General features: G+C 33.3%; 8 protein-coding genes. 2 read left to right on the forward strand and 6 right to left on the reverse strand.

Going from position 1 to position 12,637, the window contains the following annotated elements:
* The first annotated feature begins 118 nt into the window (after nucleotides 1-118).
* The gene (locus L1276_RS17495) at nucleotides 119-1,330 is read left to right on the forward strand and encodes a DUF4272 domain-containing protein (RefSeq protein WP_253790050.1); all 1,212 of its coding nucleotides are present in this window, start codon (nucleotides 119-121) and stop codon (nucleotides 1,328-1,330) included.
* A gap of 97 nt (nucleotides 1,331-1,427) precedes the next feature.
* Here the strand turns inward: L1276_RS17495 and L1276_RS17500 are convergent, their stop codons facing one another.
* From L1276_RS17500 to L1276_RS17525, 6 genes are all read right to left on the reverse strand, one after another.
* Nucleotides 1,428-2,756, reverse strand: a complete 1,329-nt coding sequence (locus L1276_RS17500) for a hypothetical protein (protein ID WP_253790052.1) — start codon at nucleotides 2,754-2,756, stop codon at nucleotides 1,428-1,430.
* A gap of 31 nt (nucleotides 2,757-2,787) precedes the next feature.
* Nucleotides 2,788-5,193 carry a TonB-dependent receptor plug domain-containing protein gene (locus L1276_RS17505; protein WP_253790054.1) on the reverse strand — a complete coding sequence of 802 codons (2,406 nt, stop codon included), beginning with the start codon at nucleotides 5,191-5,193 and terminating at the stop codon, nucleotides 2,788-2,790.
* A 203-nt stretch (nucleotides 5,194-5,396) separates the two neighbouring features.
* Nucleotides 5,397-6,404, reverse strand: coding sequence for an FAD:protein FMN transferase (locus tag L1276_RS17510; protein WP_253790057.1), 1,008 nt, complete (start codon nucleotides 6,402-6,404; stop codon nucleotides 5,397-5,399).
* Nucleotides 6,405-6,563: 159 nt separating this feature from the next.
* Nucleotides 6,564-8,747 (reverse strand): PepSY domain-containing protein, encoded by a 2,184-nt coding sequence (locus tag L1276_RS17515; RefSeq protein ID WP_253790059.1) that lies wholly within the window; start codon nucleotides 8,745-8,747, stop codon nucleotides 6,564-6,566.
* A 124-nt stretch (nucleotides 8,748-8,871) separates the two neighbouring features.
* Nucleotides 8,872-9,342: a DUF2271 domain-containing protein gene (locus tag L1276_RS17520; RefSeq protein ID WP_253790061.1), complete on the reverse strand. Its 471-nt coding sequence runs from the start codon at nucleotides 9,340-9,342 to the stop codon at nucleotides 8,872-8,874.
* A gap of 89 nt (nucleotides 9,343-9,431) precedes the next feature.
* Complete coding sequence (locus L1276_RS17525) at nucleotides 9,432-10,922, reverse strand: ankyrin repeat domain-containing protein (protein ID WP_253790063.1); 1,491 nt, start codon at nucleotides 10,920-10,922, stop codon at nucleotides 9,432-9,434.
* Between the two features lie 733 nt (nucleotides 10,923-11,655).
* Between L1276_RS17525 and L1276_RS17530 the strand changes: the two genes are divergently transcribed.
* Entirely contained in the window at nucleotides 11,656-12,630 is a 975-nt protein-coding gene (locus L1276_RS17530) for a ribonucleotide-diphosphate reductase subunit beta (protein WP_253790065.1), read from the forward strand.
* The last annotated feature ends 7 nt before the right edge of the window (nucleotides 12,631-12,637 follow it).

The following is a 12,637-nucleotide window of genomic DNA, read 5'->3' on the forward strand; positions in this document are numbered from 1 at the left end:
ACGCATTGTTTTTTAATAGAAACATTTATTAAATATTTTGCGTCATCTTAAAATTATGTTTGCATCTTTTGTAGAATAAAACTTATATTAGCCAGCATAATAATATAAAAGCCATAAAATGATTTGTACAATTTATTCCCATCATTTAGGACTGGAAAAGATTAAAGAAATATTTCTTTCTTATGAACCTAAAGGAGTTTTTTCTAATAACGGTGAAAACCTTGAATTTGAAGTTAAAGGCGGAATCTTAAGTCCGTCAAAGAAAATTACAATATTCTACAGAGAAAGAGCTGTTCCTTCTTATAAAATTCCTGAAATTGATGATTCTGATTTAACAGCTAATCTCAAAGGATTATATGGCTTTGTAAATTCATTGCCAACTGTAAATGAAAAAGTTAAAAATTTATTTCTTCATAAAATACTAACGCTGAATTCTGAGTTTTCTATCAGTCAGGATAAAGGAGAAATTAAAGAATTGAATAGCATAATTGCAGACATTGCGAAGGAGTTTGATGCTGTTTTATTTGTACAGCCTAAGACTATTATCAGCAAGTCTGAAACGCAGCATTTTTTAGATAAGGATTTAAATTTGATAATTGATACTGATGGAAATTGTGAAATTGATGATTTGGGAGTAAGTATCAATTCTGAATATTTTGATGATGACCAAACCGAATTAGAGGAAGACCAAATACAAAGAAAAGCGAACAGCGAAAAAATCCTTGAAAAAGAAAACATAAAAATCAATAAACATTTGCCTTGTGTTGAGTCTGAAAATGAAACTATACTTAGAACACCCAAAGAAATTGCAGAAAGAGTTAGTGTTTTAGCTGTAACAAATTTAGTTGCCTTTAATAGCATTTCTCCTGAAGAAGCGATTGATTACCTGCAAAATTACAAATTATGGGATGTTACTACCGAAGGTGAAAAAGAATTCCTGGCTGATCCAACAGATGATAAAAAGGCTTATGAAAGCTGGAAATGTGAAGGTATCTGGACTTTGATGTGGGCTTTGAATAAAGTTGAAAAATTGGATTTCCCAAATGAATTCTGCAATTTAGAAAATATCAATTCTGAGGATTATCCTGTAGGAAAAGATAAAGATCCTTTTGATTTTATTAATTCGATAAATGAAACGCGAACAAAAAGTGAAATTTTAGATGCTGCAGATTTATATTACCGTTATAATTGGGCTTGTGTTGACGAAAGAATTAACGGAAGACAAATGGAAAGCATTAATCCGGGAATTGTATATGAGAGGCAATATGCTTTAAACTGGCTTATAAACTATATGGATCAGGATTGGGATAATGTAACCTGTGATACCTAATATGCTGTAAAAAAAAACATTCCGCTCCAGTTTTGAAGCGGAATGTCACCATTTAAAAAAAAATCAAGAATTATCGCTATAACTCAAGTTATCGTTTTTAGAAAACACCAATGTAGTGGTTTCCTGGTTTGTTAACCAATTTTGCCCCTTTTGTTACGGCACCTGTTACTGCATCAATGATATAAATGTTTCCATCTTTACCAACTGGTGTAACAGCAATGTATAAATCATTTCCGTCAACCACAAAACCTTGGTATTGACCAAAATCTAAGTCTGCGTCGTAAGGAATTCCATCTACTAATTTTGCTGTTTTTGCATTCAAGTCAAGTCTTGCTAAATAACCTTGATCATTAGCATTATGGTGATAAACTGCATAAGCAATTCCATTTCCTACATATCTCCAGGCATCGATATAAGAACCCGTAATTCCAAGAGCTGCATCTAAACTAAAAGAATAAGAGTTGTCATACTCATTGCTTTGGTTGATTTTCAGGATATAAGAACCTTTTTTAGTATCTCTTTGAGTTGCCTGATAGATATTTCCATCATTTGCTGCAAAGCTGTTAAAACTTCTGTATCCGCTTGTATCACCAAAACCAACTGTAGAAGTAATCACTTTAGGATTTTTTAATGAAGGATAATCAACTACCACAGATTTAGATCCTAAACGATCAAATGTGCTTTCGTTTGTTCCTGTAGCCGGATTTGTTTTACGCATCCATGTTCCAATAATCAGTTTGTCTCCTGCTTTGTTTAAGGTTGGAGCATCTAAACGGAAAATATGGTGCCCTAAAGCTTCTTCTGCAGCAGATAAAGCTATTTCATACTGCTCGTAAGTAGAAATATTAATTTTTTGGAAGTCTAAAGTCAATACTGTTGCAGTACCTCTTGTATATTTATAGGTTTTTCCATCATCTTCTGTCTTTACAACAGGGCTGGTTACGTTTACAGCTGCACCCGTTTTGTCACCGTCAAAAAGTTTAACCCATCTAGGGGATGCTCCGGCATATTGTGCAATGCTTACAGTTTGCCCTGACTGAACGAAGTTTTTACCTCCATTTACATTGTAAGTCATAAATTGACCTCCGTTAGCACCTGTGTAAGTAATATTAAAAAGTGTATTTCCATCTACAGAAGATTGCAAACGTGCTGTTCTGCTTGATTGTACAGGAGATCCGTTTTCATAAACATCTATTGAAACATTTTGATTTTTAGCATCTTCTTTGCTTACAGAAAATACTTTAGTTCCTCCGTCTCCGTCTCCGGGATTGGTCTGCATTATGGCTCCTGCTACAGTTATCCATCTGTCTGCGGTTGGATCTACAGGAACTTCTTCATTTTTATTATCGTCACTGCTGCAGCTTATCAGCGCAAATGTGGTAAAAAACAATCCACATGCCAGTAGTTTAAATGTACTTTTTTTCATATTTATTACATTAAAAGTTATTAATTGGTTACTAAAATTTATTGAGTATGTAGTTTACTTTTAAATAGAAAGCTCTTCCGGGTTTTTGAACCGCAAAATTGTCATAAACTTCTTCGTTGGTTATGTTTTTAGCATCAAAGCTTACAATATATCTTTTACTTGGAAATATGTAACTTAAACCCAGATCATGAGGGAACTGCGATGGAGTTTTGTCCATTTCTGTTTGAAGCCAGGTTGTATAAAATTCGCCCACATAACTAAAATTGTAATACAGATTTAATTCTGACTTTTCCTGCAGTACATTTTTAAAATTATATTGCGCATTTGCATTAATTATAAAGTAAGGCTCGTTTGGATATTGTTTATTATAATGATCGTAGATTTTTCCACTTGGGTCGTATTTAAGTTTAAACAATGAGTTAAATCGTGACATATTCATTGATATAAATAATTTGTTCTTATTTGAATATTCCAATGAAGCTTCATAACCCAGAGACTGAGCCGTTCCCATATTTACAGACGGTGTAGCTTGTAAAGCCTCGTTAACTCTTGTGCTGAACTGGCGTACAATTTTGTCTTTAGAATTTCTCCAAAATCCGGAACCTCCCGCACTGAATTTGTGTTCATTAACTTTAAAAGGACCAAATCGAAAACCAACATTGAGGTTATTACTCTGCTCTGGTTTTAATGAACTATTTGAAATTTGATTTTCACCTGGATTACCAAATATTTCATTTTCAGATGGAAGCCTGATTGCTTTTTCTGCAGATGTAGAAAGCATTAATTTAGGCAGAATAAAATAAGATGCTGCAAATCCGTATCCGTAGAAAATAGTATTATTATTTTCCAGATTTTCAGTAATTGTAGTTTGTCCGTTTGTTGTAGTTAAAATAGGAGTTCTCTGTTCTGTTTTTTGTTGGTATCTTTTACCAAATACATTTGTTCTTAAGCGGGAACCAAGTCCTTCAAACTCATAGGCAAATGATAAAATGTTTTTTTGCAGGTCTCGTTTCTGCTGAAAATTCCTTTCCAGTTCAGATTTCATTTCATCGTAATCATCTCTCATAAAGGAGTAGAGCATTGTACTAAATACAAACCTGTGATTTTCATTTATAGAATAATTTAAACCGCCTCTTGTACTGAAAATTTTATTGTTAATATGAAGAATAGTCGGCGAACCTTGTTGTGCGCCGTTAGGAGTAAGGACAGGAAGACCTTTTAGGCCGATTAATTTTTCATTAAACCAGTTGTAATTCCATTTTACTGTATCGTTCAGCACCTCATTTCTCTGGCTGAAAACCGAATTAATATTAAACTCAAGACCTTTTATTATAAAATCTTTTTTAGCGTAATTAATGCTTATAACTTTAGCATCTGCTTCTGTAAACCTTCCTTTATATGGCGTTGACATTGCCTGACCATGCTGGATTTCATTATAATCATCAGACATATTTATGCCTACTAAAAAAGTATCAGCCCACTCAACATCTGTAAAACCAAGTTCAAAACGGCCGCCATAAGAACGATAAGCATCATTAAAACGTTTAGCTCGTATTTGGTTCATTACACCATCTGCCTGTACATCACGGGCAAATTTCCCCCATATTTCATAATTATTATCCGAGTAATTGTAAAACCCTGAACCTTTTAAAGTAAAACCTGATTTGTCGCGGTATGTCGTATTAAAATTAGATTGAATAGTATTAAACGAACCATAAGATACAGAGGCATTCAAGGAATTTTTCGCACCTTTTTTCAAAATAACATTTATAGCGCCGCCCAAAGCATCATCGGCTAAATGTGCTGGAATTACACCTTTGTAAACTTCAATTCTTTCAATTAAAGCAGGAGGAATACTGTTTAAGTTAAAAGACGAACCGTAAGTAGAAATAGGAATTCCGTCGATAAATATTCGGATTGCATTGCCAGACATTCCGTTTAGATTGTAATTTACGCTAGAACCTAAACCTCCGTTTTGTCTGATTCTGACTCCCACAGACTGCCCTAATAAATCATTAGTTTGAATATTTCTTTTGGCTGCTTCCTGAGTTTCAATAACATTTACAGAAAAGCCTTTTTCGATGATTTCTTTTTTGGCAGTTGTTTTTTGAATGACAACTTCTTTCAGTATTTTTGGATCTGATGTTTTTTCCAAAGAAATAGTAATTTCAACAGAAGCACGGTTTAAAATAACATTTACAGTTTTGTTTTTTGCTTCCAGTGACGAAATTTCTAGAGTATAATTTCCATAAGTCAGACCTTTAATTTCAAATTGCCCGTCATGATCAACAATAGCAAATTTTTTAGTTCCTGAAATATTAACTGAAGCTCCTAAAGCCGTTTCATTATTTCCAAAGATTACTCTTCCTGTAATTTTTCCGGTTTGAGACCATCCGGTAACGGTTATGATGAAAAAGAGAAAGTAAAGAATTCTCATATTTTAAGTTGTACTGATTTTATATGGCAGCAAACTTATATTATTATTTAAATTTAATCTAAATAAACGCGTTAGAAGATTATTAGATTTGCATTAGAGATTTTAATGTTAGAAGTAATTAGTAAATAGTTAATTATCAGTTGTTAATTATTAATAACAAAACTGTGCTAAAAAATTAGAGACTTAGCATCTTAATACCTTATTTACAATTTAGCCTTAAACTTCTTGATAGAGAAATTCTTAGACTTAATAACTTTTCCATTGTCAGTAATCATTATACAGCTGTAATCCGGGAATTTGTGAAGTAAAAGCAAACCTTCCTTTTGCCCTAAAACCATTAATGAAGTGCTCAATCCGTTTGCCGTTTCGGCATTTGGACCAAAAACGGTAACACTGCATAAACCCGTTGCAGGATATCCCGTTGCAGGATTTATAATGTGAGAATATCGTTTTCCGTTAAAAACAACGAACTTTTCATAACTTCCGGATGTTGTTACTGCACCTTGATTTAAAGGCACTACGGCCAAAAGTTTTTCAGGTTTAAACGGATTAGTGATTCCAATTTTCCAATCTTGTCGGTTAGGTTGTTTTCCCCAGGTGCTCATATCTCCTGAACCGTTTATGATTCCGGCTTGAATGCCTTTTGCAATCATCATCGTTCGGCATTTATCTGTTGCATAACCCTCGCCAAGAGCACCAAAACCAATTTTCATTCCTTTTAGTTTCAGGAAAATTGTCGATTGAACAGAGTCTAAAATGATATTTTTATAACCTACTTTTTCAACTGATTTTTGTATGGCTTCCGCCGAAGGCATTTCGGTCATAGAGCCGTCAAATTTCCAGATTCTGTCCATTGCGGCAAAACTAACGTCAAAACCGCCATTCGTTATTTCTGATAATTTAATGGCTCTCTTCGCGAGTTCAAAAACTTCCAGATCTACTTTTACCGGTTTGATTCCGGCATTTTGATTTACCTGAGAAACCTGTGAATCCGGTTTCCAATCCGAAATTAGCTTTTCAATTCGGGTAATTTCGGCAATTACTTCATTTATATTTTCTTCGGCAGTCAGAGAATCTTTTGCTGCAATACTAATGTCAAAACGCCCGCCCATGAGCAGCGTCGTTCTTTTTCGTAATACTTGGGAATGTGCTGATAAACAGCACATAATTATAAACAGGAAGAAAATTTTATATGAGAATAATTTACGCATATTTTTTAAAGAATTTAAAAAGCTATAGGAGCGATGCATTTCACGTCACGCGCTCTTTTTGGATCAATCAACTATTATCTATAAATAGGTTATCCCTCTGGGAATTGTATTATTTGTTTCTACAATCTACAATTCAAAATCTGCAATCTAAAATAAAACCTAATAGCAATCCGTTAATAACTGTCCATTTTGTTTATACTCCGATAAACTTTTAATTCCGTTTGCCAAACACAATTCATCCAGAATCATTTCAACATCTTTTTGCATGGCAAGCGAACCACAAATCATAATTACGCCGCCTCGTTTCAATAAGCCAATAAAAAAGGCCGTATCTCTTTTAATCAAATCCATTACATAGATATGTTCAGCTTCTCGCGATAAAGCAACGTGGAAATGATCCAAATGTTCTTTCTGAATCATTATTCCGGCAAATTTTTTATAGGCAAGAAGTGTCGGCGTTTCCATTCTGAATCCGCTGTAAAGCTGAATTTCTTTCTTCGCTTTATTTTGTTCGATCATTCCTAAGAAAGGCGCAATTCCGGTTCCGTTAGAGATAAAAGCCGTTTTTGAAGCTTTCTTTGGAAAATGAAAAGCATGATTATTGATAATCCTGGCTTTAATTGTATCTCCCGCTTCCAGATTATTTAAGAATCCGGATCCTAATCCGTTTGGATGCAGTTTTACAACCAATTGAACATTTCCGGAATGATTTCCAATAGAGTAGAGGCGTTCTCTTGAATCATTGGCAGGATAAATAGCCAGTAAATCGCCCGAAGCAAATTTCGTTCTGCTGCCGGCGCGTAAAGTCAATATAAAAGTATGTTCAGTATCTGAGATTGGGGTTTTATCTAAAACCATTAATTTCTGTAAACCTTTTGGAACATGATTGTATAAAGATGGAGTAACGGCAAGCGGAATTTCAGTTTTATCACTCCATAACTTTACCCATTCTGCAAATTCAACAGCCGATTTATCATTAACTGTCTGCAAATCTAAAAAGCGTTCAGCCCAGTTTTGGGTTTCTAAAAGCAAATCGATTTCAACAGCAAACTGGCAGAAATCAGGATATGATTTTGAACCAAAACCCACTACCGAGAACTTAATTTTTTGTTCCTGATTTTGTTTTTGTAAAAGTGCTTTGAATTTTTTTCCGTTAGATGGCGGATCGCCTAAACCATGTGTAGAAGAAAAAATAATAATATGTTCTGCTTTTGGGTAAACCGAAAAACTGTTTAATTCGGCAATGAAAGCTTTTTTTCCGTGACCAATTAATTGTTTCGAAATAGCATTGGCAAATCGAAATGAACTTCCATTTTCAGAACCAACCAACAGGATATAATTGCTTTCGCCGGCTTTGAATTTATTTTTAATTCGGCTTGATCTTCGTTTTAAAGTAATGGCAAAACCAGAATAAATAAAGAAGAGAATATTAAGGCAGGCGATGGCCAAAATTACAGCCCAAATCCCGTTAATTCTTCCCGTATGAAGGTCAAGGCTTAAAGCCGATAATTGAACGGTAAACGGAGAACGTTTTTCAGAAAGCAAAGTTCCATCAACCTGATTAACTTCAATTTCGCGGTCTTTTAGTTCGATGATATAATATTCTTCGGGATCATCTGTAAAAGGAAATTCGATTTTCTTTACATCAGACAGAAGGGTAGTTTTAAATACCAAAGTTTTTTTGGCTTCCGCCGAAAGTTCTGTTTTTACAGGTTTTGCTTTTTCTTCACCCATAAAAAAGTTGAATCTTTCCAGTGATAAATAAGTTCCCGTTAAAGCGATAATAAAAATTGGAATTAAAGCCAGACGTCCTAAAACAACGTGATAATATTGTGCAAAATATTCTTTTACTACTTTCGAAAAGAAATTACGAATTCCTCTTTGTCTTTTTAAAACCAATACAAAACCAGAAATCGAAATTAATAATAAACAAAAAGAAATTACGCCAACAAAAAAACGTCCGGTTTCATGAAGAAATAACGAACGATGAAAACTTGTAATCCATTTGATAAATTCATTCTTTTTTTCAGGCGTTCCTAATGCTTTTCCGGTTTTTGGATCAATATAAGCATTGACATCATTTCCGTCCTTATCGATGGCTTGTAATGTTACAAACTGATTGTAATCTACACTCAATTCTGTAATCTCTGAGTATTCTTTTTTTAATATCGGCAGAGTTTCTCCTAAAGTGATTTTGTCGAAATCGGCAGTTTTGTACGGAAGTGTTTTTTCCTGTACGGCATCGACTGCGAGAATGATTCCGGTAACAGTAGCTAAAAGTAAAAAAATCGAAGAAAATAAGGCCAGAGCCAAATGTGCGTAGCGCCAGAAAGAAAGAGTCATTTAGTGTATTCTAGAAATGTAATAAAATATTTAAAGCTTTGTCAAGGTTTTTTCACCTTTGACAAAGCTCGGATTTTAAGTTTAAGCAGAAAAATAATTTAGGCTTATCTACGTTAAAATAAGATTATATTTTGTTCAGTCTTACATATTTTATGTAACCTTTACCATCTGTTTTATCAGCAAGACCTTCGGTTGTTAGTGCAATTTCAAGATCGCTTACATAGTATTTTTGATCTTCAACCGCAGTTTCAAAACGTAGTTTATAACCTTTATTAATTTTTGAATCTTCAATTTCGATTGTAGTAACACTGCGATCGCCTCCAGTTACAGACGCACCTGTTTTTGCACTGATATCTTCACTTTTCTGCGCGTGGAATTTATTCCATTCTTTCAACGATTTGTACCATTTTTTATCGTCGCCCATTACATAAAGCGTTTTTTCGTATGCACCACTTGGATTAATAAGGGATACTACGATATAAGCACCTTCTCCCATATAATTTGTCATTTGTAACATGCATTTGTATTTGCTCGATTGTGCATTTGCCTGTAAAGCGACAAGAAATATAAGAGCGATTTTAAGTATAGATTTCATTTTAATTAATTGTGAATTATGAGTTATGAATTATGAGTTTTTTTTGAGTTATAATGTATAAGTAGTCTAAAACTCATAACTTTTAAAGATTATTTTAAAAAGTCAATTGAGACATTATTTTTTGTAAGCAGTTCATTTTCTTTAGCCAAAGCATAAGCTGTTTCATCAAATTCAGTATTGATGTCTTTTTTTGCTCCAATAGAAATAAGGTATTTTAAAACAGCATCATCTTTAGATGTCATGGCCGCTCTGTGTAAAGCGGTTAAACCATCTTTGTTTTTCGCATTAAGATCTACTTTTAAATCTGTAATTTTTTTAAGAAGCGAAACGTCACTTTTTGTAATTGCTAAATGATACAAAGTATTTCCGTCTTTTTGAGGTGCAGCTAAGTCTAATCCTTTGTCCTGAAGTAATTTTGCTTTCGCAGCAAATGGATCAGCAGCTTCTTTGTCTCTTCCGGCTGGTCTGTAAGATTGAACTAAATAAACACCTAAATTGTTTCCATCTTTGTCTTTTACATTTACATCGGCATCTTTGCTTAAAAGTAATCTTACTGCTTCTGGAGATCCAGATCTAACTGCGTTTGTCAAAGCCGATTCGCCTTTTAGATTCTGAGCGTTAATGTTTTTAGACGCAGGAAGTAAAATTTCTAAAACAGCCGTTTCTCTTGCTGATGCTGCAGCCATTAAAGTCGTATTTCCTTCTTTATCTGTTTTATTAGCATCAGTACCTTTGCTTAAAAAATATTTTACAATTTCGGCCTGATTTGGTTTTCCGGATAAAATATGCAGTACATTCTGTCCTGCTTTATTTTGTGCAGCTGGTTTCAATTTAACTTCTTCAACCAAATATTTATAAGTTTCGATTGTATTAGTTTCTCTACGGCTTCCTTGTGCAGCAGTAAAAAGAGCATTATCGTTTGCTTTTATTCCTTTTTCCAATAATTTTTTCAAAAGAGGAATATTTCCTGATCTTGCAGCATAAGTAAAGGCCGTATTTCCGTCACTATCTACATCTTTAAGAGACATTCCTTTTGTGGTAAAATAATCGGCCGCTTTTAATTCTTTATCAGAAGAAATTGCTAAAAGTAATAAGTTCGCACCATTGGCATATTTTTTCTTCGGATCTATTCCAGCCTTAAAAAAAGCATCATATAAAGAAGGATTTGATTGTCCGTTAGCCGCTGCAAAATCTACAGGAGTTGTACCGTGGCTGTCTTCAAATTTAATATCAGAACCTTTTGCAATTAAATATTCAACTAATTCTGTATTTCCTTTGTAAGCCGCCCAGTGTAAATAAATACGATTGTCATGCGTTAATTTGGTGATGGAATTTCCGGGCTGATCAATTAAAAATTTGATCGTTTCAATAGGTGCATCATTGTTAATTGCCAGCGTTGTAACGTCAAATGCATTTACGTTGGCTTCAGCAGGATTATTTCCTTTTGCTATTTCAGCCTTAACAATAGTAACGTCTGGTAATGTTTTCCAAAATGACTGCTCTAATAATGTATTTTTTTGCTGTGCACTAACAAAGAATGTCACTGCAAGGGCTAAAGAAATAAAAAGATTCTTTTTCATATTTTGTTATGTTGTTTATTGGCTTTTGATTTCCAAAAATTATAGATGAAATTAATATCTATTTAGAATAAATCAAAATAATGACAAATGTATAGATTAATATTTTGAAATCAAGTTTAATTGCTTTCAAAAAGTTGAATTCTAATGATTTTTTAATTTGAATACAGGAATTATAATCTTGTAAATTTTAACGATACCGATTTTTAAAATTGTAAGACAATAATTTTATGATTTAGTTTAAAAGTGTTTAATATTTTTGGTTTGTTATTAATTTAATGTATTGATTTTTATTTGTTTAGCTTTTTGTAAAGTATAACATTGTACAAATTGCCGATTTCTTTCTTACTCTCGAAAAGAAGTTTTTGAGACGAAATTTGCCCTTCAAAATTTATCAGATTTTGGCTAAAAATGACGAAAATTGAAGATTGTCTGTTGATAACTGTTTTTTTATTTCAAGTTATATTTCGCTTTTTTTTGTTGACAACTCTATTTAGATTTGGTATAAATAACTGGTAATTCGGCAACTACATAAAATTATGTCACTGTTAATAAATAGTTTTTTAATGGTTTTCAATCAAGCTTTTTACTGTTGATAATTGCTCCGATTTTTAACATCAAAACTTAGACAAAAGAAGATTGAGGGGTTAATTTTGTAGGTATAGAAAGCACAGTTATCTACCCCCAAATCCTGTCTCTTTCTATCCTTAATTAGTCACCGATAAATACTATATATATGTCTATATTTGATAAAAGAGTCAATTATAAACCTTTCGAATACCCAGAGGTTTTGCAATTTACAGAAGCGATAAATAAAGCGTATTGGGTTCATACAGAAGTTGATTTTACTGCTGATACTCAGGATTTTCATGCTCATTTAACAACAGCAGAAAAAACTGCAGTAAAGAACAGTCTGCTGGCAATTGCACAAATTGAGGTAGCCGTAAAAAGTTTTTGGGGGAACATTTATGAGCATTTTCCAAAACCGGAATTTAATGGTTTAGGAAGCACTTTTGCAGAGTGTGAATTTAGACATTCTGAAGCGTATTCACGTCTTCTTGAAGTTTTGGGATATAATGATGAATTTGAAAAACTTTTAGACGTACCGGTTATCCGCAGACGAGTAGATTATCTTTCTAATGTACTGAAAGATACTAAATCTCAGGATAACAGAAAATATATGGTTTCGCTGATCTTGTTTAGTATTCTTATTGAAAACGTTTCGCTTTTCAGCCAGTTTGCTATTTTGCTTTCATTTACTAGGTTTAAAGGTTATATGAAAAATGTGAGCAACATTATCGCCTGGACTTCAATCGATGAGCAGATTCATGCAAATGGAGGAATCTATATTATCAATAAAATCAGAGAAGAATTCCCGGATTATTTTGATGAAGAAACTTTGGCTTTGGTGAGAGAAACAGTTAAAGATTCTATTGCAGTCGAATCAGACATATTAGACTGGATATTTGAAGAAGGTGAAATTGAAAGTATTAAAAAAGGTGATTTAGTGAATTTTATGAAATTCAGAATTGACGAAAGCCTGAAACAAATTGGAATTCCAACAATATTCAACGTTAATATTGAAGACTACAAAGCTCTGGCTTGGTTTGAAGAAGAAGTTTTTGCCAACAGTCTGGATGATTTCTTTGCAAAACGTCCTGTAGAATATACGAAACACGATAAAAGCATCACGGCAAACGACCTTTTCTAAAAGCAAA

The organism is Flavobacterium sp. HSC-32F16, from assembly GCF_024171645.1.
GTDB lineage: Bacteria > Bacteroidota > Bacteroidia > Flavobacteriales > Flavobacteriaceae > Flavobacterium.

Coding starts and splice junctions, on each gene's coding strand:
- L1276_RS17495 (WP_253790050.1), top strand. CDS start 119: ATGATTTGTACAATTTATTCCCATCATTTAGGACTGGAAAAGATTAAA.
- L1276_RS17500 (WP_253790052.1), bottom strand. CDS start 2,756: ATGAAAAAAAGTACATTTAAACTACTGGCATGTGGATTGTTTTTTACC.
- L1276_RS17505 (WP_253790054.1), bottom strand. CDS start 5,193: ATGAGAATTCTTTACTTTCTCTTTTTCATCATAACCGTTACCGGATGG.
- L1276_RS17510 (WP_253790057.1), bottom strand. CDS start 6,404: ATGCGTAAATTATTCTCATATAAAATTTTCTTCCTGTTTATAATTATG.
- L1276_RS17515 (WP_253790059.1), bottom strand. CDS start 8,747: ATGACTCTTTCTTTCTGGCGCTACGCACATTTGGCTCTGGCCTTATTT.
- L1276_RS17520 (WP_253790061.1), bottom strand. CDS start 9,342: ATGAAATCTATACTTAAAATCGCTCTTATATTTCTTGTCGCTTTACAG.
- L1276_RS17525 (WP_253790063.1), bottom strand. CDS start 10,922: ATGAAAAAGAATCTTTTTATTTCTTTAGCCCTTGCAGTGACATTCTTT.
- L1276_RS17530 (WP_253790065.1), top strand. CDS start 11,656: ATGTCTATATTTGATAAAAGAGTCAATTATAAACCTTTCGAATACCCA.